Here is a 20775-nt window from a genome sequence, read left to right on the forward strand (position 1 = left end):
GCCCGGACCCGCTCACCGAGCCCGACGTCGCCGCCTGCACCGCGCTGGCCGTGCGCGTCCACGCCCTCGCCGGCGCCATCGCCTCCGGCACCGGGCCGGCAGACCCCACCGCCCCGGCTGCCCCGGCCACCGGTGCGCGCCCCACGGCAGGCCGCCCCGTCACCGCCCTCGACGTCGCCGGCGCCGTGCCTGCCGCTGTCGAGCACCTGCTCTCACTGGTGGGAGAATCCCGACCGTGAGACAGCCCGCCGCCACCTCCCGCGCCGTCATCGACCTCGACGCCCTCGCCCACAACGCGCGCGTCCTGGCCGAGACCGCAGGGACGCCCTGGATGGCGGTCGTCAAGGCCGACGCCTACGGCCACGGCATCGGGCCGGTGAGCCTCACCTGCCTGGCGGCCGGCGCCACCTGGCTCGGCGTCGCCCAGCTGGCCGAGGCCCTGCACCTGCGCGACCTGCTCGACCGGGCGGGTGTCTCCCGCCCCGAGCCCGGCCCCGACGCCGCCCCCACCCCCGAGGCGCCGCGGCTCATGTGCTGGCTCGCCCCCGTCCTGTCCCCGCAGGCCGCCGCCGCCCCCGGCTCCCCCCTGCGCCGGGCTCTCGAGGCCGACCTCGACCTGTCAGCCTCCACCCCCGCCCAGCTCGACGCCGTCGCCGCCGCCTGCGCCGCCCACGTGGCCGACGGCGGTGCCCCCGGCCGCCTCCACCTCAAGGCCGACACCGGCATGTCCCGCGCCGGGGCCGTCCTTGAGGACCTGCCCGTGCTCGCGGCCGCCGCCCGCGCCGCCGAGGCCGGAGGAGTGCTCGACGTCGTCGGGCTGTGGTCCCACCTCTCACGCGCCGACGAGCCCGCCTCCGGCTCCACCGAGGAGCACCTGGAGCGCTTCCGCCGTGCCGAGGCCGTGGTGACCGGGGCCGGGCTCGCCCCCCGGGTGCGCCACCTCGCCGCCACCGGCGGCCTCCTGTGGCACCCGGCCACCCGCCTCGACCTCGTGCGCGCCGGCATCGGCCTGTACGGCCTGTCCCCGGACCCCGCCGTCGCCACCTCTGCCGACCTCGGCCTCACCCCCGTCATGCGCCTGGAGGCGCCCCTGACGATGGCCAAGCGCGTACCCGCCGGCACCCCCGTCTCCTACGGGGGCACCTGGTGCGCCCCCACGGACCGGTGGCTCGGCCTCGTCCCGCTCGGATACTCCGACGGCGTCCCCCGCCACGCCGCCGGCGCCGGGCCGGTCGCCGTCGGCGCCCTGCGCACCACCGTCGTGGGCAGGGTCTGCATGGACCAGCTCGTCATCGACCTGGGGCCCGCCGTGGACGCCGGTGGCCGGGACCTGCCCTGCCCCGCCCGCGCGGGGGACACCGCCGTGCTCTGGGGGGCCCCGGAGCCCACCGGCACCGTCCCCACCGCCGACGAGTGGGCCGCTGTGTGCGGCACCATCAACTACGAGATCGTCACGCGCCTGGGCCCCCACGTGCCCCGCGTCACCACGAGCCAGGAGGACCAGTGAGCCAGGACCACGCCGAGAACCGCACGGTCGTCGTCGAGACGGTCGACGCCGACGCCACGCGCGCGCTGGGCGCCCGCCTCGCCGCCCTCCTGCGCGCCGGGGACCTCGTCATGCTGTCGGGCGCGCTGGGCGCGGGCAAGACGACCCTCGCCCAGGGCATCGGCTCCGCCATGGACGTGCGCGGGCGCGTGTCCTCACCGACCTTCATCATCGCCCGCGTCCACCCCGCCCTGGGGCAGGGGCCGGACCTCGTCCACGTCGACGCCTACCGGCTGAGCAGCCTGGAGGAGGTGGACGCCCTCGACCTGGACACCTCCCTGGACGAGTCGGTCACCCTCGTCGAGTGGGGTGAGGACAAGGTCGAGGCGCTGAGCGACAACCGTCTCGAGATCCGGGTCGACCGCCCCCACGGCGCCCTCGCGGGCAGCAGTGGGCGGGCGCCTGAGGCCGGTCCGGCGGACTTGGAGGAGGTCGACGACGGCCGCCGTAGCGTCACCGTCACCGCGATCGGGCCGCGCTGGGCGGGCACCGACCTCACCGTCCTGGCCTGAGTGTCACGATCCAGGCCATTGGGGTGCCCGCAGCCGCCCGGCGCGTTGAGGTCCCGCGTGATCGCGCGGACGAGCGGCCGCCGCGGCGGGCGGGACGCGCCCCATGGCCTGGATCGTGACAGCCTCTGACCTAGGCTGTCCCCGTGCGCGTCCTGTCCATCGACTCCTCCCTCGGCACCGAGCTCCTCGTCTGCGACGCCTCCCCCGACGCCGACGGCCGCGTCGGGCTGAGGGTCCTCACCCGCTCCTCCCAGCCGGACTCGCGCCGCCACGCCGAGTCCCTCGGCCCCATGCTCGCCGCCGCCCTCGCGGACCCGCAGGTCGCCGCCCGCCCCCTGGACGCCGTCGTCGCGGCCACGGGGCCGGCCCCCTTCACCGGGCTGCGCGCGGGCCTCGTCTCCGCCCGGACCGTCGCCCGCGTGCGTGGCGTGCCCGTCCACGGCGTGCCCAGCCTCGACGCCGTCGCCCGCGCCGCTCTCGACGAGCTGGGGGAGGGCGCCACCGTGCGCGTGCTCACCGACGCCCGCCGCCAGGAGGTCTACACGGCCCTCTACCGCGCCCAGGGCCCCGACGACGTCGAGCGTCTGAGCAGCATCGAGGTCCTGGCTCCCGCTGACCTGCCCACGGACGCCGACGCCGTCGCCGGCTCGGGGACCCGTCTCTACCCCGAGGTCGTGGACGGCAGGCCGGCCCTGGTCCCCTTCTCCGGCGACGCCGCCGCCCAGGTGCGCGTCGCCCTCGCGCGGCTGGCCGTCGGGCAGGGGCCGCTGGGCACCGAGCCCCTCTACCTGCGTCACGCCGACGCCCAGGTCCCCGCCGCCCGCAAGCGCGCCCTGTGAGCCGGGCCGGCTCCGTGCCCGGCGACGGCGCGATGCGCCTGCGGCCCATGACCGAGGCGGACCTGCCGCTCGTCGCGGCCCTGGAGACCGAGCTCTTCGGCGCGGAGGCCTGGAGCGCCGCGCTGCTCGCCGACGAGCTCGCAGCGGCCGGAGGCCCGGGGGCGGACCGCGCCTACGCCGTCGTCGAGCAGGCCCCTGCCGCCGGCCAGGCGGCCGCCGACAGGGCCGCCCTGCTCGGCTACGCGGGCCTGTGGTACGGCGACGGGCGCGGCGACGCCGACCTGCTCACCATCGCCACCGCCCCGGCGGCCCGCAGGCGGGGCGTCGCCACCCTGCTGCTCGACCACCTCCTCGCCGAGGCCCGCAGACGGGGCTGCGAGCACGTGCTGCTGGAGGTGCGAGCCTCCAACACGGGGGCCCAGGCCCTCTACGCGCGCCACGGCTTCGAGGCGCTGGGCACGAGGAGGCGCTACTACACGGCGCCGGACGAGGACGCCCTCGTCATGCGCCTGCGCCTGGGGCCGGGCCGGGGGCCGGGGCCCGTGGGCGCCGAGGCCGTCGCGGGACGCTGAGCCGGGCGGCCGCCGGTGCCGGGGCGGCCGGACAAGTTCCACTGGGGGACCGTCTGGTTCTTCCGGGCGGCCGCCGGTGCCGGGGCGGCCGGCTCGGGCAGGGGCCGGCGGGCCGTGGACCCGGGCCGGCAGGGGCGCGTCCCGGCCCCGCCGGAGGCCGACGTTATTTGTCTGACGAATGCGTCACCAAATGCCGCCCTCCCCGGGCGCGCCCGCCCTGTCCTGCGGGTCGGGCACGAGCCGGCACGGACCGGGTCTTTTGGCGCCATGACGCCGTGGACGCCGCGGCAGCGCGAAGGGGGCGCGTCATCGTGCGCAGGCATAGGACCAAGGGTGCCCGGCCCCTCGTTACGCTGTTCCCGTGGCCCCAAAGACTCTTTCCCCCAAGAAGAAGCGCACCGCCTTCTCGACCACCGTGTTCATGAAGCGACTCATGGCGTGGTCCGGCATCGTCTTCCTCCTCTTCGTCATCTTCCACATGTACGGCAACACCCACTACTTCGAGGGTGAGATCGCCTACGACCACTACGCCATCTGGCTGCGCCAGCTGCTCCAGCCGCTGCTGCCCTACGGCGGGTTCCTGTGGATCATGCGCGTCGCGCTGCTGGCCCTGCTCCTGGCTCACGCCGGCTCCGCCTTCCACCTGTGGCACCGCAACAAGAAGGCCCGCGGCAACGACAAGTACGCCGTGAAGAAGTCCAACGCCGAGTACTACGCCTCCCGCTACGCCATGCGCACCATGCGCTGGGGCGGCGTCATCCTCCTCTTCTTCATCGTCTGGCACATCCTGCAGTTCACGACGCTGTCGCTGACCCCCGGCGGCGAGTACGTCCACGGACGCGCCTTCCAGAACATGTACTACGGCTTCCAGCTGTGGTGGGTGTACCTCATCTACCTCATCGCCATCGCCGCCCTGGCCCTGCACGCCTGGCACGGCGTGTGGTCCGCCCTGCAGACCCTCGGCCTGACCCGCACGAGGATCGTCCCCTACATCCGCATCATCGCGACGCTGGTGGCCCTCGTGCTCCTCGTCGGCTTCATGTGCGTGCCCACCGCCATCCTCTTCGGCTGGACCGACATGCCGATGACCGACGCCGAGTACTACCCGCAGTTCTGCGAGGCCATCGGCACCGCCGCCTCCGAGTTCGCCGAGCACTGCGGCGTCGCTGCCCACTGACACGAGAGTTGAGTGACTACACCCATGACTGCTGAGCTCATCGAGGGCCTCTACCGCCAGGGCGACGCGATCGCCGACACCAAGGCCCCCCACGACGTCCCGATCGCGCAGCGCTGGGAGCAGCGCAAGTTCAACGCGAAGCTCGTCAACCCCGCCAACCGCCGCAAGCTCGACGTCATCGTCGTCGGCTCCGGCCTGGCCGGTGGTGCCGCTGCCGCCTCACTCGGCGAGCAGGGCTACAACGTCAAGTGCTTCTTCTACCAGGACTCCGCCCGCCGCGCGCACTCCATCGCGGCCCAGGGCGGCATCAACGCGGCGAAGAACTACCGCAACGACGGTGACTCCGTCTACCGCCTCTTCTACGACACCGTCAAGGGCGGCGACTACCGCGCCCGCGAGGACAACGTCTACCGCCTGGCCGAGGTCAGCGCGAGCATCATCGACCAGTGCGTCGCCCAGGGCGTGCCCTTCGCCCGCGACTACGGCGGCATGCTCGACAACCGCTCCTTCGGCGGCGTGCAGGTCTCGCGCACCTTCTACGCCCGCGGCCAGACCGGCCAGCAGCTGCTCATCGGCGCCTACCAGGCCCTCGAGCGCCAGGTCGCGGCCGGCACCGTCAAGGAGTACCGCCGCCACGAGATGGTCGAGCTCATCCTCGTGGACGGCAAGGCCAAGGGCATCATCGCCCGCGACATGGTCTCCGGCGAGATCGAGACCCACCTGGCCGACGCCGTCGTCCTGTGCACCGGTGGCTACGGCAACGTCTTCTTCCTGTCGACCAACGCCATGGGCTGCAACGCGACCGCCATCTGGCGCGCGTACCGCAAGGGCGCCTACTTCGCCAACCCCTGCTACACGCAGATCCACCCGACCTGCATCCCCCAGTCCGGCGACTTCCAGTCCAAGCTCACGCTCATGAGTGAGTCCCTGCGCAACGACGGCCGCATCTGGGTGCCCAAGAAGGCCGAGGACTGCGACAAGGACCCGCGCACGATCGCCGAGGAGGACCGCGACTACTACCTCGAGCGCATCTACCCGGCCTTCGGCAACCTCGTCCCCCGTGACATCGCCTCCCGCCAGGCCAAGAACATGTGCGACGAGGGCCGCGGCGTCGGCCCGGCCATCAAGGAGACCGCCCCGGACGGCACCCAGCGCATGATGCGCCGTGGCGTCTACCTCGACTTCTCCGAGGCCATCGGCCGTCTGGGCAAGGACGCGGTCTCCGCCCGCTACGGCAACCTCTTCGAGATGTACCAGCGCATCACCGGTGACGACCCCTACGAGGTCCCGATGCGCATCTACCCCGCCGTCCACTACACGATGGGCGGCCTGTGGGTGGACTACGACCTCGAGTCCAACGTCCCGGGCCTGTACGTGGCCGGCGAGGCGAACTTCTCCGACCACGGCGCCAACCGCCTGGGCGCCTCCGCCCTCATGCAGGGCCTGGCTGACGGCTACTTCGTCCTGCCGAACACGCTCAACGACTACCTCGCCGACATGCTGCGCGAGGGCAAGGTGGACCCCGGCGCCCCCGAGATCGCCGAGGCCGAGGCCACGGTCAAGGACCGCATCGAGCGGCTCATGGCGCTCAAGGGCACCCGTTCCGTGGACGACTTCCACATGGCGCTGGGCCGCATCATGTGGGAGTACTGCGGCATGGAGCGCCGCGACGAGGGCCTGCGCGAGGCCATCACGCAGATCCGCGAGCTCAAGGCCGAGTTCTGGCGCGACGCCCGTGTCACGGGCGAGGCGATGGAGCTCAACCAGGCGCTGGAGAAGGCGGGCCGCCTGCTCGACTTCTTCGAGCTCGCCGAGCTCATGTGCATCGACGCCCTGCACCGCCGTGAGTCCTGCGGCGGGCACTTCAGGGCCGAGTCCCAGACCCCCGAGGGTGAGGCCCTGCGCCACGACGACGAGTTCCTCTACGTCGCGGCCTGGGAGTTCGCCGGTGACGACCAGCCGCCGGTCCTCCACAAGGAGCCCCTCATCTACAACGACATCGAGCTCAAGCAGCGGAGTTACAAGTGAACATCAAGCTCAAGATCTGGCGTCAGAAGAACCAGACCACCGCGGGCCGCTTCGAGGAGTACTCGATGTCGGGCATCGAGGAGCACATGTCGTTCCTCGAGGTCCTGGACCTGCTCAACGAGCAGCTCTTCCAGGCCGGCGAGGAACCCGTCGCCTTCGACTCGGACTGCCGCGAGGGCATCTGCGGCCAGTGCGGCGTCGTCATCAACGGCCAGGCCCACGGCCCGATCCGCTCGACGACCTGCCAGCTGCACATGCGCCACCTCGCCGAGGACCCCTCCTTCAAGGACGGCGACACCATCACCATCGAGCCCTGGCGCTCGACCGGCTTCCCGGTCCTCAAGGACCTCATCGTGGACCGCTCCGCCCTGGACCGCATCGTCCAGGCCGGCGGCTACATCTCGGTCAACACCGGTGCCGCCCCGGACGCGCACGCCGCCCCGATCAAGAAGGAGAACGCCGACGCCTCCTTCGAGGCCGCGGCCTGCATCGGCTGCGGCGCCTGCGTGGCCGCCTGCCCGAACGCCTCCGCCATGCTCTTCACCGGCGCGAAGATCGCCCACCTGGGCCTGCTCCCGCAGGGCCAGCCCGAGCGCCTGCCCCGCGTCGTGAGCATGCTCAACCAGCACGACGCCGAGGGCTTCGGCGGCTGCACCAACATCGGTGAGTGCGCCGCCGTCTGCCCGAAGTCCGTCCCGCTGGAGGTCATCACGCGACTCAACCGCGACCTCGGCCACGCCCTGTGGGCCGACGCCCGCGCCCACTGAGCCGCCGCCACCGCTGACCGGCACACCCCCACGCCCCCTGACGGGCGCGGGGGTGCGTCGTGTGCGGGGAGGCCGAGCACGGCGGGTGAGGACGGTGCGCGGTGGGCCGGCCTCCGGCGCCCGGGCGCTAGGCTGGTGCGCGTGAGTGAACCGCTGATCCTGGGAATCGAGTCCACCTGCGACGAGACGGGCGTGGCACTCGTGCGCGGACGCGAGCTGCTCGGCGACATCGTCGCCACCTCCATGGACGAGTACGCCCGCTTCGGCGGCATCATCCCCGAGATCGCCTCCCGAGCCCACCTGCAGTCCTTCCTGCCCACCCTCGACGCCGCCCTCGCCCGGGCCGACGTCGACCTGTCAGAGGTGGACGCCATCGCCGTGTGCGCCGGTCCCGGCCTCATCGGCTCCCTCACCGTCGGCATCAGCGCCGCCAAGGCCCTGGCGGCCGCCACCGGCAGGCCCCTCTACGGCGTCAACCACGTCATCGGGCACCTCGCCGTCGACGAGCTGGTCGACGGGCCCCTGCCCGAGCGCTTCGTCGGCCTCATCGTCTCCGGCGGGCACTCCAACCTCCTCGCCGTGCGCGACATCGCCACCGACGTCGTCGAGCTGGGCGGCACCCTCGACGACGCCGCGGGTGAGGCCTTCGACAAGGTCGGGCGGCTGCTCGGCCTGCCCTACCCCGGGGGCCCGCACGTGGACCGCCTCTCCCAGGAGGGGGACCGCACGGCGATCCGCTTCCCCCGGGGCCTGGCCGCGGGCAAGGACAAGGAGCGCCACCGCTACGACTTCTCCTTCTCCGGCCTCAAGACGGCCGTCGCCCGCTACGTCGAGTCCCTTGAGGACCAGGGCCTGGCGGTGCCCCGGGAGGATGTGTGCGCGGGCTTCTCCGAGGCCGTCAACGACTCACTGACCGCCAAGGCCGTCCAGGCCTGCCTCGACCAGGAGGTCGACACCCTCGTCATCGGCGGCGGGTTCTCCGCGAACTCGCGGGTGCGCTCGCTCGCCGCCGAGCGCTGCGAGGCCGCCGGCCTCACCCTGCGGGTGCCGCCGCTGCGCTACTGCACGGACAACGGCGCCCAGATCGCCGCGCTCGGGGCCGCCGCCGTGCGCGCGGGCGCCGCCCCCAGCCCCATGGACTTCGCCCCCGACTCGGGCATGCCGCTCGACGTCATCATCGCCCGCTGACGGGGCCGGGCCGACTGAGCCCGCCTCAGACCGGCTCGACGACGAGCACAGCGCCCTTCGACCCCGCCCCGCCCGCGGCCCGAGCGGCCCCTGCGCCACGGGAGCCCGCGCGCTGCCCGACGCGGGTGAGCACCCAGGTCTCGCCCGCCGGGCCGCGGAGCCTGAGGGAGGCCCGCAGGGCGTCGGGGGAGACGTCCACCCCGCGCTTGTGGATCTCCAGGCGGCCGATGCCCCGCTCGCGCACCCGCGCCTTGAGGCTGCGCAGGTGCAGCGGGAGCACCTCTCGCAGGCGCCAGCAGGTGACGAAGGGGGCCAGCGCCGGCTCCGGCAGCGTGTCACCGGTGAGGTAGGCGATGCGCGTGCCCACCGGGCGCGAGAGCGTGCGCCGGGCGACCTCGGCGACGAGCCCTGCCCGGATGACGGCGCCGTCGGGCTCCATGAGGTACTCGCCCAGCTCCTCCGTGCCGCGCACCGGGTCCAGCTGCTCCGGCTCGCTGGAGGGGTCTGTCGCCACCGGGTCGACAAGGAGGTGGGTGCGCAGCTGAGCATCGGGGCCCGGCGACAGGACGAGCGCGGAGCGCCCCGGCCCCTCGGGGGCCAGCGGCCCGCACCACAGGGCGGCCTCGACGACGTCGCCGGCCACCGAGACCCACTGGGCGTGACAGTCCGGGGGCATCACCGCGTGGTCGGTCCCCGGCGCAACCTTGACCCCCACGGCCCCGACGCGCTCGCGCAGCGCCAGGACCTGGCTCAGCCTGGGCGACCACTGCTCGGGGTCGCTCAGGCGCCGGCCGTTCGCGCGCCGCGCGGGGTCCGCGAAGACCGCGTCCACGTCCTCCGCCTCCAGGTCCACGGTGAGGGCGTCCGCGCACCGGACCCGGGCCCGCTCGAAGGGCATGAGGTTGACGGTGGCCAGGGCCGCCGTCGGCTCGTCGCGCTCGACGGCGAGCACGTCCAGGCCCAGGCCCGCCAGGGCGAGGGCGTCGCCGCCGATCCCGCAGCCCAGGTCCGCCACCCGGCTCACCCCGGCCCGGGCGTAGCGGGCCGCATGGTGGGCGGAGACCGCCAGGCGCGTGGCCTGCTCGAGCCCGTCGGGGGTGAAGAGCATCCGCTGGGCGAAGTCACCGAACTTGGCGGCCGCGCGCGAGCGCAGGCGCTGCTGGGTCAGGGCGGCGGCGACGAGGGCGCCGTCGTGTCCGGCGGCGCGCAGGGACTCTCCCAGACGCAGGGCCTCGGACTCCTCGTAGGGGGGCAGGCTGCCGAGCAGGGCCCAGCCCTCGGGGGTGAGCAGCGGGGCGAGGGCGGCTGCCGGCGACGTGTCGTTCACCCGGTGATCCTCCCACGCCCGTGAGGGCGCAGGGCACTGCGCTGCGGCTCGGGACCCGGGTGGCGATAGGTTGGACCCGCCGCCACCCCGGCGGCGGGAGGAGGGCAGCGCGGTGGCACGGAGCACGGGTGGCGGGCCTGGTGGTGGGGCGCGTGGGCGCCTGCGCCGGGTGGCGTGGGCGCTGCTGGGCGTGGCCGTCGTCCTGACGGCTGCCGCCAACACGTGGGTCTGGGCCGCCAGCGCGGGGCGCCTGAGGGAGGCCGGCAGCGGTGACGAAGACGCCACCGCGCCCGTCGCCATCGTCCTGGGAGCCCGCGTGCACCCCTCGGGCAGGTCCTCGCCGTGGCTGGCCCACCGGCTCGACGTCGCCGCCGACCTGTACCTCACGGGCCGCGTGGACGCCCTGCTCGTCTCCGGCGCCGGGGGCGGGCGCTCCCACGACGAGCCCGGGGCGATGCGAGACCACCTCGTCGCGGCAGGGGTCCCGGCCGAGGCCGTCGTCCTCGACCGCCACGGCTACGACACCCGCGACACCTGCGTGCGCGCCCGCGAGGTCTTCGGGGTGAGCCGGGCGCTCGTCGTGACGCAGGACTTCCACGCGCCCAGGGCCGTGGCCCTGTGCCGTCAGGCCGGGATCGACGCCCAGGGCGTGGCGGACACCCGCGCGCGGGCGAACCGGGCCACCTGGCTGCGCTCGTGGCTTGAGGGAGCGCGCAGCGGCGCTCAAGGCCGGCTGGGACGTGCTCAGCGGGCGCGAGCCGGTGCTCGGTGGGCGCGAGGACGGTGTGGACGAGGCCGTCGCCTGGACACGCGAGCACCGGGGACGCGAACGCCGTCGGCGAACCCGGGACCACGACCTGGCACTCACATTGACTGAGTGCTAACGCCGCGCGTAGATTCGGCGCCAGACGCGGCACCGGCAGCACCGGTACCGCGGCCCGCGCCCCCGGCGCTGACGGACCGGCCCCCGCGACGGCGGCCCGCCTCACCGAGGACGTGCACACCACACACACGACGCGCGCTGCGCGCGAAGGACGCTGAAGAAGCGAGAAGGGGAGGACGCCATGGCGATCTCCATCAAGCCGCTCGAGGACCGCATCGTCGTCCAGACGGTCGAGGCCGAGCAGACCACCGCCTCCGGCCTGTACATCCCGGACACCGCCAAGGAGAAGCCGCAGGAGGGCAAGGTCGTGGCCGTGGGCCCGGGCCGCGTCGACGACTCCGGCAAGCGCATCCCGGTCGACGTCGCCGAGGGCGACCTCGTCATCTACTCCAAGTACGGCGGCACCGAGGTCAAGTACGACGGCGAGGACTACCTCATCCTCTCCGTGCGCGACGTCCTCGCCGTCGTCACCAAGTGACCCAGGCGCTCCGCGCAGCCGCCGCCGGCTGAGGAGCACGCACGAGGGGCCGGTGGGGACACCCGTGTGTCCCCACCGGCCCCTCGTGCGTGCCCCGGGGCCTTCCGGGCGCCTTGTGCCGGCGTCTGCGGGAACGGGTGGGAGCGGTGCCCGTGGGCGGGGCCGCTCCCGGGCGCTCAGGAGCCGTAGGGTCGGCGGCCGAGCGCCGAGCGGCGCTCCTCCTCGGTCATCCCGCCCCACACCCCGTAGGGCTCGTGAGCCGCCAGCGCGTGCTCACGGCAGCGGATGATGACCGGGCAGGTCGCGCACACGGCCTTCGCACCGTCGTCACGGCGCCGGCGCGAGCTGCCCCGCTCACCCTCGGGGTGGAAGAAGACGGAGGAGTCCATGCCGGTGCACGCGCCCTCGTAACGCCACTCCCACCCCGTGCTCACAGGTCCGGGATGGAGTGACTGCTTCGGCATTCCGCGCCTCCTCCCGGCTGTCATGGCGTGACGCGGAGGCCGGGCGACCGTGCCCGCATCGTGGACTGGGCCGCATTATGCCCCGACAGTGGCGGAAGTCCAAGGGAAAGCGTTGAAACTGAGCCATTTCTCCCGGCCCGGTCCGGGCCGGGGCCCTGAGTCACGGCATGGTAACGAGTGGCACACGCCTGCCGTCCACCCTCCGGGCAACGACAGACCCGCCGCCCCGGCGGCACCCGCCCCGCCCGGGCGGGGCGTGAGGATGATGACGCGCCCCCGGGGTGCGTGCGTTGACGGCACCGACCTACCATGCGGAGGGTGAGCGACTCGATCACCAACTCCGACCTCTTCGCACCCACCGGCCTGACCTACGACGACGTCCTCCTCCTGCCGAGGCTCACCGACGTCATCCCCTCCGAGGTCGACACGACCTCCCGCCTGACCAAGAAGATCACCCTGTCCACGCCGCTGCTGTCCGCGGCCATGGACACCGTCACCGAGTCCGACATGGCCATCGCCATGGCCCGCCAGGGCGGCATCGGCATCCTCCACCGCAACCTGTCCATCGAGGACCAGGCCCAGCAGGTGCGCAGGGTCAAGCGCTCCGAGTCCGGCATGGTCTCCGACCCCGTGACCATCACCCCGGACGCCACCATCGCCCAGCTCGACGAGCTGTGCGGCCACTACAAGGTCTCCGGCCTGCCCGTCGTCGATGACGACGGCAACCTCCTGGGCATCATCACCAACCGCGACCTGCGCTTCGTGCCCGCCGAGAGCTGGGCCGAGCTGCGCGTGCGCGACTGCATGACGCCGCGCGAGCGCCTCATCACCGGCCCCACCGGCATCTCCCGCGACGACGCCAAGGCCCTGCTCGCCGAGCACCGCATCGAGAAGCTGCCCCTCATCGACGCCGAGGGCCGCCTCACCGGCCTCATCACGGTCAAGGACTTCGTCAAGACCGAGCAGTACCCCAACGCCACCAAGGACGCCGAGGGCCGCCTCGTCGTCGGCGCCGCCGTCGGCTACTGGGGCGACACCTGGGAGCGCGCCAGCGCCCTGGCCGAGGCCGGCGTCGACGTGCTCGTCGTCGACACCGCCAACGGCGGCGCCCGCCTCGCCCTCGACATGATCTCCCGGATCAAGAACGACTCCGGATTCGCCGGCATCGAGGTCATCGGCGGCAACATCGCCACCCGCGAGGGCGCCCAGGCGCTCATCGACGCCGGTGTCGACGCCGTCAAGGTCGGGGTCGGCCCCGGCTCCATCTGCACCACCCGCGTCGTCGCCGGCGTCGGCGTGCCCCAGGTCACCGCCGTCTACGAGGCCGCCCTCGCCTGCGCCCCCGCCGGCGTGCCCCTCATCGCCGACGGCGGCCTGCAGTACTCCGGCGACATCGCCAAGGCCATGGTCGCCGGTGCGGACACCGTCATGCTCGGCTCGCTGCTCGCCGGCTGCACCGAGTCCCCCGGGGACCTCGTCTTCGTCAACGGCAAGCAGTGGAAGCGCTACCGCGGCATGGGCTCCCTGGGCGCCATGAGCTCGCGCGGCCGCCGCTCCTACTCCAAGGACCGCTACTTCCAGGCGGACGTGTCCAGCGACTCCAAGATCGTCCCCGAGGGCATCGAGGGGCAGGTCCCCTTCTCCGGCTCCCTGGCCGACGTCGTCTACCAGCTCGTCGGCGGCCTGCACCAGTCGATGTTCTACGTCGGCGCCCGCACCATCGGCGAGCTCAAGGCCAACGGCCAGTTCGTGCGCATCACCGCGGCGGGCCTGAAGGAGTCCCACCCGCACGACGTGCAGATGACCGTCGAGGCCCCCAACTACTCGGGCCGCGGATGACCTCCCGGCCGGTGGGCGGCGCCGGGGCCCCGGACGGGCCGGGACGCCCGGCTGCGCCCGCCCGACCGCTTCCCGCCGGCTACCTGCGCACCGACGCCGTCACCGCGGCCCTGCTGGCGGCGCTCGGCGCCCTGATGTCCTGGCTGTCGGCCGCGGGCGGGATCATCTACTTCGACCGGGCGATGCCCTGGCAGGTGCTCGGCAGCGTGCTGCTGGCGGTGCCGCTCATCTGGCGCCGGCGGTGGCCGCTGACCACCGGGATGGTCCAGGCCCTGGCCTACGGGGTGCTCAGCCACCTCACGGGATTCGACCTCAACACCGCGCAGGTGGTGCTGTTCCTGTCCTTCTTCTCCATCGGCGCCTGGTCGGTGCAGCGGGAGCGGGCCACGCGCGTGCGCGTGCTCATCTGCGTGGGCATGGGGGCGTGGCTGGTGGCCTCCTTCGTCTACCTGTACGTCCATGCCCTGGGGACGAGTGAGGTCATCGTCGTCCGCCAGCTCCTGGCGGTCGTGGCGTACCGCCTGTTCATCAACATCGCCTTCTTCGCCGGGGCCTGGTACTTCGGCGACCGGGAGTGGGTGCGGGCCGTGGAGCACGCCGAGCTCGAGCGCGCCTACGCCGACATCCGCGGGCTGCGCGCCGAGCTCGTGGAGGCCGCCGTCGGGCAGGAGCGGCTGCGCATCGCCCGCGAGCTGCACGACGTCGTCGCCCACCACGTCACCACCATGTCCGTCCAGGCCGCGGCCGCGCGACGCCTGCTCGAGCGCGACCCCCAGGAGGCCGCCGCCCCGCTCCGGCAGATCGAGTCCGCCGCACGCCAGGCCGTCACCGAGCTGCGCGCCCTGGTGCTCACCCTGCGCAGCGACGGCCAGGAGGGGGCGCCGCCCACCGTCGACGACATCCCCCAGCTGGTGGAGCAGGCCCGCCTGGCCGGCACCCGTGCCGCCTTCGAGCAGGTCGGCGGGGCGGTGCAGGTCAGCCCCGTCATCGGGCTGGTCCTCTACCGGGTGGCGCAGGAGGGCCTGACCAACGCGGCCAAGCACGCGGGTCCCGGGGCGAGTGTGGCGGTGCGCCTGCGGGTGCGCCCCGAGCTGGTCGAGCTCGAGGTCTCCGACGACGGCTACGGCGGGCGCAGCCGCGTGCCCGGGACCGGCACGGGCCTGGTCGGCATGCGCGAGCGGGTCGTCACCGTCGGCGGCACCCTGGAGGCGGGCACCAAGCCCCGCGGCGGCTTCCGCGTGCGCGCCCGGATCCCGGTGGGCGACGCCCGGACCCCGGTGGGGGAGCCGGCATGACCCGGGTGCTGCTCGTGGACGACCAGATGCTCATCCGGGCGGGCTTCCGCACCATCCTGGAGAGCGAGCCGGGCCTGGAGGTGGTGGGGGAGGCGGCCAACGGGGCCGACGCCCTGGACCTGGCCGCACGGCTGGACCCCGACGTCATCTGCATGGACGTGCAGATGCCGGTCATGGACGGCATCGCCGCCACCCGCGAGCTCGTCGCACGCCGGTGCCGGGCCGCCGTGCTCATCCTCACCACCTTCGACCGTGACGACTTCCTCTTCGAGACCCTGGACGCCGGCGCCAGCGGCTTCCTGCTCAAGACGGCCGAGGCGGAGAAGCTCATCGAGGCCGTGCAGGTGCTGGGGCGCGGTGACGCCCTGCTCATGCCCGAGGTCACCCGCCGGGTCCTCATCCGCTACGCCGGAGCCCCACCCGTGGGCGCCGGGGCGCAGGCGGATCTGACGGAGCGGGAGGTCGACACCCTGCGGTGCCTGGCGCGCGGCCTGACGAACGCGGAGATCGCGGCCGAGCTGTACGTGAGCACCGAGACCGTCAAGACGCACGTGTCCAACATCCTGGCCAAGCTCGGCCTGCGCGACCGGGTGGCCGCCGTCATCTGGGCCTTCAGGCACGGCGTGGCCACCTGATCCCCCGCGCGGGGGAGGCGCGCTCTCACCCTGCTGCGGGAGGTGGCGGGCCGGGGCGCCCGCCTAGCCTGGGGCCATGATCAGCGTACGCAACGTGCACCGCTTCTTCGGTGAGAAGCATGTCCTCAAGGACGTCTCCTTCGACGTCCACCCCGGGATGATGACCGGCTTCGTCGGCGGCAACGGCGCCGGCAAGACCACCGCCATGCGCATCATCCTGGGCGTGCTGGCCGCTCAGCGCGGCCAGGTGCTCGTCGACGGCGAGCCCATCACCGCCGACCAGCGCGCCTCCATCGGCTACATGCCCGAGGAGCGGGGCCTGTACCCCAAGATGAAGGTCATCGACCAGCTCGTCTACCTCGCCCGGCTGCACGGGCTGGAGGCCGCGGAGGCCCGCAGCCACAGCCTGGAGCTGCTCGAGCGCCTCCAGCTCAAGGGCGAGCCGACCGACACCCTGGAGTCCCTGTCCCTGGGCAACCAGCAGCGCGTGCAGATCGCCGCGGCCCTCGTCCACCGGCCCGCCGCCCTCATCCTCGACGAGCCCTTCTCCGGGCTCGACCCCGAGTCCGTGGACGCCACCGTCCAGGTGCTGCGCGAGTACGCCGCCCAGGGCGCGCCCGTCCTGTTCTCCTCCCACCAGCTCGACGTCGTGGAGCGGCTGTGCGACCGGCTCGTCATCATCCGCGACGGCGAGATCCGGGCCGAGGGCACCCGCACCGAGCTGCTGGAGGCCTCCACCACCAACGAGTGGGAGATGGAGACCGGCGCGGACACCGGGTGGGTGGGGGACAGCGGCACCGAGGTGGTCGAGTACGACGGCGGCTACGTCCGCTTCCGGGCCGCCGACGCCGCCGGCGCCAACCGGGTCCTGGAGGACGCGCTCCGCCGCGGCACCGTCACGGTCTTCCGGCGCGTGACCCGCTCCCTTCACGAGACCTACAAGGAGATGACCAAGTGAGCACCCGACCCAGCTTCAGGACCACCGTCGCCGTCGTCGCGCGCCGCGAGATCACGGCCCGGTTCCTGTCCAAGGCCTTCATCATCTCCACGCTCATCACCGTGCTGCTCATGCTCCTGGCGGTGGTGCTGGGCCCGCGGATCGGCGACATCATCGGAGGCGGGACGGACACCGTCGCGGCGGCGCCGGGTGAGGCGGCCGTGCTGCAGCACGTGGGGGGCGTGGAGCTCATGGAGGTGGCCGACGCCGAGGCCGCCCGCCAGGCGGTCCTGGACGAGAGCGCCGACGCCGCCGTCGTGCCCGACGCCGACAGCCCCGTGGGCCTGCGCGTCCTCGCGCTCAGCGACCCGCCGAGCGCGCTCGTTCAGGGGCTGTCGGTCTCCCCGGTGGTGGAGCTGCTCGACCCCGACGCCCCGAACCCGGTGATCCGCTACCTGCTGCCGCTGGGATTCGCCCTGGTGTGGATGACCGCCGCCCTGGGCTTCGGCATGACCATCGCGCAGTCGGTGGTGGAGGAGAAGGAGACGCGCATCGTCGAGATCCTTCTGGCCTCCATCAGCTCCACGGCCCTGCTCACCGGCAAGATCCTGGGCAACTCGCTGGCCGCCCTGGCGCAGATCGTGCTCACCGCCGGGGCCGTGCTGCTGGGGCTCGCCATCAACGACGAGGTCCTGCCGGCGGGTGACCTGGTGGCGCCGGTGCTGTGGTTCGTCCCGCTGTTCATCATCGGCTTCGTCATGATCGCCTCGATGTTCGCCGCGGCCGCGGCCCTGGTCTCGCGCAACGAGGACCTTCAGAGCGTCCTGCAGCCGATGATGTGGCTCATCATGCTGCCCTACTTCGGGGTCGCCTTCGGCGGCTCGAACGAGACCTTCATGAGGGTGCTGAGCTACATCCCCTTCAGCTCACCCATCGCGCTGCCCGTGCGCATCTTCCTGGGCGGCGTGTCCTGGTGGGAGCCGGTGGTGTCCGTGGCGCTGCTGGTCGCCACCACGGCAGCCGTCATCGTCCTGGGCGCCCGCGTCTACGACCGCGGCCTGCTCCACACGGGCAAGGCGATGGCCTGGAAGGAGGCCCTGGCCAGGGCCTCCTGAGCCGACGGCCTCCCGCGCGACGGGCCGGCCGGGCCATCGGGCCCGGCCGGCCCGTCGTCACCTCCCCGCCAGGGGCCAGGAGGGGTCGGCGTCGGGGGTGCGGCCCTGGCGGGTGAGCCACTGGTTGAAGGACGTCGCCCAGGCGCGGTGGGCCTCGGCCTGAAAGCCCTGCAGGGTCGCCAGGTCCGTGCCGCCCACCTGCGGGTGCGTGCGGGCCATCGCCTCGAGGACGTCGAGCGTCGCGGCCACGTCCACCTCCGCCGTGTGCAGTGCCTGGTCCACCTCCACGCCGTAGACGGCGCACATGTCCCCCAGGCGGCGCTTGCCCTTGCGCCACCGGTCCACCGCCCGGTCCAGGACGAGCGGGTCCAGCACCGGGGCGACCTCGCCTCCCAGGCGCTGGCGCAGGGTGGCCAGGCCGTGGCGGGAGAGCTCGGCCTCCACGAGGGTGAGGTCGAAGGAGGCGTTGAAGGCGACCACAGGCGTGCCCTGGGCCATCGCCGTCGCCAGCGCCCCGGCGACCTCCTCCAGCACCTCGGCCGCAGGGCGTCCCTCCGCACGGGCGCGCTCCGTGGTGATCCCGTGCACGGCCGTGGCCGCGGCGGGGATCTCGATGCCGGGGTCCGCGAGCCAGGTGCGCACCTGCTGCTCGCGGCCGCCGTCGGGACCCAGCGGCCCCCGGGAGACGAGCGCCGTCGTCACGAGACGGTCCCGGGTCGGGCTCACGCCGGTGGTCTCCGTGTCGAAGCCCAGCAGCGGGCCGTGGACCCACGATCCGGCGGGGGAGGGGACGGGGGTGCGACGGGTGAGGTGGCTCATGGCACCGAGTGTGCCACCCGCCTCCGACACGCAACGGGGCCCGAGCCCACCGCCCGCCTGCTCTACCATCACCCCATGAGCGGTGAGATCGAGATCGGGCGCTCCAAGCGCGCCCGCCGGGCCTACTCCTTCGACGACATCGCGCTCGTGCCCGCGCGGCGCACCCGCGACACCCAGGACGTGCGCGTGGGCTGGCAGCTCGACGCCTACCACCTCGACCTGCCGGTCATGGCGGCCCCCATGGACTCCGTCATGAGCCCGCAGACCGCCGTCCTCGTCGGCCGGCTCGGCGGCGTCGGCGTGCTCGACCTCGAGGGCCTGTGGACCCGCTACGAGGACCCCTCCGAGGCCTACGCCCGCATCCGTCAGGCCGGCCCCGGGGAGGCCACCCGGGTGATGCAGGAGGTCTACCGGGCCCCGATCCGTCCCGAGCTCATCACCGCCCGCCTCACCCAGGTCCGCCAGGCCGGCGTCGTCGTCGCCGGCCGGCTCAGCCCCGCCCAGACGCAGCGGCACTGGCGCACCGTCGTCGACGCCGGCGTCGACCTCTTCGTCATCCGCGGCGCCGCCGTCTCCGCCGAGCACGTCTCCGGCACGGTCGAGCCCCTCAACCTCAAGCGCTTCATCTACGAGCTCGACGTTCCCGTCGTCGTCGGTGGTGTCACCACCTACACCGCGGCCCTGCACCTCATGCGCACCGGCGCCGCCGCCGTCCTCGTCGGCCAGGGGGGCGGCGCCTCCTCCTCGGTGCGCCAGGTCCTCGGGCTGCACATGCCCATGGCCACCGCAGTGTCCGACGTCGCCGCCGCCCGCCGCGACTTCCTCGACGAGTCCGCGGGCCGCTACGTCCACGTCATCGCCGACGGCTCGGTCGGCAACTCCGGCGACGTCGTCAAGGCCATCGCCTGCGGGGCCGACGCCGTCATGCTCGGCGCCGCCCTCGCCCGCGCCGTCGAGGCGCCCGGCGGCGGCTACCACTGGGGCGACGAGTCCCACCACGAGCGCCTGCCCCGCGGCTACCGCTCCTGGGTGGGCACGGTCGGCACTCTCGAGGAGATCCTCAACGGCCCCTCCGACCGCGCCGACGGCACCCTCAACATCGTCGGCGCCCTGCGCCGCACGCTCGCCACGACCGGCTACTCCGACGTCAAGGAGCTCCAGCGCGTCGAGGTGGTCCTGGCGCCCTACGCGGCCACGCCCAGCCGCTGAGGCGCACCGCCCCGTCCGGGCTCCCGCACAGGTACGGGGTTCCGGTAGGGTGACCACGTTCGGACCCGCCGTCCGTACCCGCCACGGCCCCGGGACCGGGTGCCGCGACCGTGGCACCAACTCTGACTCTCAAGGAGCTCTCATGGCACAGGTCACCGCCACCATCGCCTCCCGCGTCGGTCTGCACGCCCGCCCCGCCGCCACCTTCGTCAAGGCCGTCGCCGAGCAGGGCGTCCCGGTCACGATCGCCAAGGAGGGCGGCGCCCCCGTCGACGCCTCCTCCATCCTCGGCGTCATGACGCTCGGTGCCGGCTTCGGTGACGTCGTCACCCTGGCCTCCGAGGCCGAGGGCGCTCAGACCGCCCTCGACGCCCTCAAGGCCCTGCTCGAGACCGACCTCGACGCCTGAGACCACGACGGCTCAGCCACGACGGGGCACGCACCGCACGGTGCGTGCCCCGTCGCCGTCGCCGGGCCCGGATCGCGGGCGGGGCGGTGGCCCGGCCCATCCGGGTGCATGAGGCCCGAACCCCGGGACGGGCGCCGGGTCCCGACGGCGGGGACGGCCTCCCGGCAGGGCACCGGTAGTCTCGCGCCATGACGATCATCGCCGCGGCGGACGGCTCCGCCCTCGGAAACCCCGGCCCCGCGGGCTGGGCCTGGTACGTCGACGAGTCCTGCTGGGCCGCCGGCGGCTGGCCCGAGTCCACCAACAACCGGGGCGAGCTCACCGCCGTCCTCGAGCTGCTGCGCGCCACCGCGCACACGGGCCAGGACCTGCTCATCCAGGCCGACTCCCAGTACGTCATCAACTCCCTCACCAAGTGGATGCCGGGCTGGAAGAGGCGTGGTTGGCGCAAGGCCGACGGCAAGCCGGTCCTCAACGACGACCTCATGAGGGCCCTCGACGCCGCCCTCGACGGGCGCACGGTGCGCTTCGAGTGGGTCAAGGGCCACGCCGGGCACCCGGCCAACGAGCGGGCCGACGACTGCGCCCGCGCCGCCGCCACCGCCTACCAGCGCGGCACGGCGGTGCCCTCGGGACCGGGGTGGACGCGCGGGGGAGCAGCCCCGGCCGTGCAGCCGGGACGCGGGTCCGAGCCGGCCGACGGCGAGGTCTCCCCGGCCCCGGACGCCCGGGCCGC

Annotated in this window: 21 protein-coding genes and 1 pseudogene; 19 read left to right on the forward strand and 3 right to left on the reverse strand. The window is 73.7% G+C overall.

The genetic code is table 11. The features are described 5' to 3' along the window. The 9 genes and pseudogenes from H6X67_RS11175 to tsaD all read left to right on the forward strand — a co-directional run. A pseudogene (locus H6X67_RS11175) lies at positions 1 to 239 on the forward strand (hypothetical protein); the annotation flags it as partial. Further along, positions 236 to 1507 (forward strand): alanine racemase, encoded by a 1272-nt coding sequence (alr, locus tag H6X67_RS11180; RefSeq protein ID WP_249435541.1) that lies wholly within the window; start codon positions 236 to 238, stop codon positions 1505 to 1507. The pseudogene H6X67_RS11175 and the gene alr, both read left to right, overlap by 4 nt. Then, entirely contained in the window at positions 1504 to 2058 is a 555-nt protein-coding gene (gene tsaE / locus H6X67_RS11185; RefSeq protein WP_249367364.1) for a tRNA (adenosine(37)-N6)-threonylcarbamoyltransferase complex ATPase subunit type 1 TsaE, read from the forward strand. The genes alr and tsaE overlap by 4 nt, the downstream gene beginning before the upstream one ends. Positions 2059 to 2201: 143 nt before the next feature. Continuing rightward, positions 2202 to 2897 carry a tRNA (adenosine(37)-N6)-threonylcarbamoyltransferase complex dimerization subunit type 1 TsaB gene (gene tsaB / locus H6X67_RS11190; RefSeq protein ID WP_249367363.1) on the forward strand — a complete coding sequence of 232 codons (696 nt, stop codon included), beginning with the start codon at positions 2202 to 2204 and terminating at the stop codon, positions 2895 to 2897. Positions 2898 to 2944: 47 nt separating this feature from the next. Next, a complete protein-coding gene (gene rimI / locus H6X67_RS11195) occupies positions 2945 to 3469 on the forward strand; it encodes a ribosomal protein S18-alanine N-acetyltransferase (protein WP_249367369.1) in 525 nt (174 codons plus the stop codon). Between the two features lie 421 nt (positions 3470 to 3890). Continuing rightward, positions 3891 to 4646 carry a succinate dehydrogenase cytochrome b subunit gene (locus tag H6X67_RS11200; protein WP_249367368.1) on the forward strand — a complete coding sequence of 252 codons (756 nt, stop codon included), beginning with the start codon at positions 3891 to 3893 and terminating at the stop codon, positions 4644 to 4646. 24 nt (positions 4647 to 4670) lie between these two features. After that, positions 4671 to 6674, forward strand: a complete 2004-nt coding sequence (locus H6X67_RS11205; protein WP_249367362.1) for a fumarate reductase/succinate dehydrogenase flavoprotein subunit — start codon at positions 4671 to 4673, stop codon at positions 6672 to 6674. Continuing rightward, positions 6671 to 7441: a succinate dehydrogenase/fumarate reductase iron-sulfur subunit gene (locus H6X67_RS11210; protein ID WP_249367361.1), complete on the forward strand. Its 771-nt coding sequence runs from the start codon at positions 6671 to 6673 to the stop codon at positions 7439 to 7441. The genes H6X67_RS11205 and H6X67_RS11210 overlap by 4 nt, the downstream gene beginning before the upstream one ends. Positions 7442 to 7582: 141 nt before the next feature. Then, positions 7583 to 8629 carry a tRNA (adenosine(37)-N6)-threonylcarbamoyltransferase complex transferase subunit TsaD gene (tsaD, locus tag H6X67_RS11215; protein WP_249367359.1) on the forward strand — a complete coding sequence of 349 codons (1047 nt, stop codon included), beginning with the start codon at positions 7583 to 7585 and terminating at the stop codon, positions 8627 to 8629. Between the two features lie 25 nt (positions 8630 to 8654). Here the strand turns inward: tsaD and H6X67_RS11220 are convergent, their stop codons facing one another. Beyond that, entirely contained in the window at positions 8655 to 9956 is a 1302-nt protein-coding gene (locus H6X67_RS11220; RefSeq protein ID WP_249367358.1) for a class I SAM-dependent methyltransferase, read from the reverse strand. Between the two features lie 112 nt (positions 9957 to 10068). Between H6X67_RS11220 and H6X67_RS11225 the strand changes: the two genes are divergently transcribed. Then, positions 10069 to 10833: a SanA/YdcF family protein gene (locus tag H6X67_RS11225; protein ID WP_311765838.1), complete on the forward strand. Its 765-nt coding sequence runs from the start codon at positions 10069 to 10071 to the stop codon at positions 10831 to 10833. Positions 10834 to 11020: 187 nt separating this feature from the next. Then, positions 11021 to 11317 carry a co-chaperone GroES gene (gene groES / locus H6X67_RS11230; RefSeq protein ID WP_249367356.1) on the forward strand — a complete coding sequence of 99 codons (297 nt, stop codon included), beginning with the start codon at positions 11021 to 11023 and terminating at the stop codon, positions 11315 to 11317. A gap of 176 nt (positions 11318 to 11493) precedes the next feature. Here the strand turns inward: groES and H6X67_RS11235 are convergent, their stop codons facing one another. After that, complete coding sequence (locus tag H6X67_RS11235; protein ID WP_249367355.1) at positions 11494 to 11781, reverse strand: WhiB family transcriptional regulator; 288 nt, start codon at positions 11779 to 11781, stop codon at positions 11494 to 11496. Between the two features lie 309 nt (positions 11782 to 12090). Here H6X67_RS11235 and guaB point away from each other — a divergent pair, with 309 nt between their 5' ends. The 5 genes from guaB to H6X67_RS11260 all read left to right on the forward strand — a co-directional run bounded on the left by guaB (position 12091) and on the right by H6X67_RS11260 (position 17602). Next, a complete protein-coding gene (gene guaB / locus H6X67_RS11240; RefSeq protein ID WP_249367354.1) occupies positions 12091 to 13620 on the forward strand; it encodes an IMP dehydrogenase in 1530 nt (509 codons plus the stop codon). Then, complete coding sequence (locus H6X67_RS11245; protein WP_249367352.1) at positions 13617 to 14915, forward strand: sensor histidine kinase; 1299 nt, start codon at positions 13617 to 13619, stop codon at positions 14913 to 14915. Before guaB ends, H6X67_RS11245 begins: the two co-directional genes overlap by 4 nt. Next, a complete protein-coding gene (locus H6X67_RS11250) occupies positions 14912 to 15550 on the forward strand; it encodes a response regulator (RefSeq protein ID WP_249367350.1) in 639 nt (212 codons plus the stop codon). Before H6X67_RS11245 ends, H6X67_RS11250 begins: the two co-directional genes overlap by 4 nt. 76 nt (positions 15551 to 15626) lie before the next feature. Further along, complete coding sequence (locus H6X67_RS11255; RefSeq protein ID WP_249367349.1) at positions 15627 to 16508, forward strand: ABC transporter ATP-binding protein; 882 nt, start codon at positions 15627 to 15629, stop codon at positions 16506 to 16508. Next, positions 16505 to 17602 carry an ABC transporter permease gene (locus H6X67_RS11260; RefSeq protein WP_249367348.1) on the forward strand — a complete coding sequence of 366 codons (1098 nt, stop codon included), beginning with the start codon at positions 16505 to 16507 and terminating at the stop codon, positions 17600 to 17602. Before H6X67_RS11255 ends, H6X67_RS11260 begins: the two co-directional genes overlap by 4 nt. A gap of 57 nt (positions 17603 to 17659) precedes the next feature. On the opposite strand, the gene H6X67_RS11265 is transcribed toward H6X67_RS11260, so the two are convergent. Next, positions 17660 to 18421 carry an exonuclease domain-containing protein gene (locus tag H6X67_RS11265; RefSeq protein ID WP_249367346.1) on the reverse strand — a complete coding sequence of 254 codons (762 nt, stop codon included), beginning with the start codon at positions 18419 to 18421 and terminating at the stop codon, positions 17660 to 17662. Between the two features lie 75 nt (positions 18422 to 18496). On the opposite strand from H6X67_RS11265, the gene H6X67_RS11270 reads away from it, so the two are divergent. From H6X67_RS11270 to H6X67_RS11280, 3 genes are all read left to right on the forward strand, one after another. Then, complete coding sequence (locus H6X67_RS11270) at positions 18497 to 19630, forward strand: GuaB3 family IMP dehydrogenase-related protein (RefSeq protein WP_249367344.1); 1134 nt, start codon at positions 18497 to 18499, stop codon at positions 19628 to 19630. A gap of 142 nt (positions 19631 to 19772) precedes the next feature. Further along, positions 19773 to 20039, forward strand: coding sequence for an HPr family phosphocarrier protein (locus tag H6X67_RS11275; protein ID WP_249367343.1), 267 nt, complete (start codon positions 19773 to 19775; stop codon positions 20037 to 20039). A gap of 188 nt (positions 20040 to 20227) precedes the next feature. After that, positions 20228 to 20775: ribonuclease H family protein (locus tag H6X67_RS11280; protein WP_249435542.1), on the forward strand; the 548-nt coding region annotated here is incomplete at its 3' end.

It is taken from the genome of Actinomyces sp. AC-20-1, assembly GCF_023369555.1.
GTDB lineage: Bacteria > Actinomycetota > Actinomycetes > Actinomycetales > Actinomycetaceae > Actinomyces.

What these genes read in the sequence shown, in the direction of transcription:
- rimI (WP_249367369.1), top strand. Translation starts at nt 2,945, where the DNA reads ATGACCGAGGCGGACCTGCCGCTCGTCGCGGCCCTGGAGACCGAGCTC.
- H6X67_RS11200 (WP_249367368.1), top strand. Translation starts at nt 3,891, where the DNA reads ATGAAGCGACTCATGGCGTGGTCCGGCATCGTCTTCCTCCTCTTCGTC.
- H6X67_RS11205 (WP_249367362.1), top strand. Translation starts at nt 4,671, where the DNA reads ATGACTGCTGAGCTCATCGAGGGCCTCTACCGCCAGGGCGACGCGATC.
- groES (WP_249367356.1), top strand. Translation starts at nt 11,021, where the DNA reads ATGGCGATCTCCATCAAGCCGCTCGAGGACCGCATCGTCGTCCAGACG.
- H6X67_RS11235 (WP_249367355.1), bottom strand. Translation starts at nt 11,781, where the DNA reads ATGCCGAAGCAGTCACTCCATCCCGGACCTGTGAGCACGGGGTGGGAG.
- guaB (WP_249367354.1), top strand. Translation starts at nt 12,091, where the DNA reads ATGCGGAGGGTGAGCGACTCGATCACCAACTCCGACCTCTTCGCACCC.
- H6X67_RS11245 (WP_249367352.1), top strand. Translation starts at nt 13,617, where the DNA reads ATGACCTCCCGGCCGGTGGGCGGCGCCGGGGCCCCGGACGGGCCGGGA.
- H6X67_RS11250 (WP_249367350.1), top strand. Translation starts at nt 14,912, where the DNA reads ATGACCCGGGTGCTGCTCGTGGACGACCAGATGCTCATCCGGGCGGGC.
- H6X67_RS11255 (WP_249367349.1), top strand. Translation starts at nt 15,627, where the DNA reads ATGATCAGCGTACGCAACGTGCACCGCTTCTTCGGTGAGAAGCATGTC.
- H6X67_RS11265 (WP_249367346.1), bottom strand. Translation starts at nt 18,421, where the DNA reads ATGAGCCACCTCACCCGTCGCACCCCCGTCCCCTCCCCCGCCGGATCG.
- H6X67_RS11270 (WP_249367344.1), top strand. Translation starts at nt 18,497, where the DNA reads ATGAGCGGTGAGATCGAGATCGGGCGCTCCAAGCGCGCCCGCCGGGCC.
- H6X67_RS11275 (WP_249367343.1), top strand. Translation starts at nt 19,773, where the DNA reads ATGGCACAGGTCACCGCCACCATCGCCTCCCGCGTCGGTCTGCACGCC.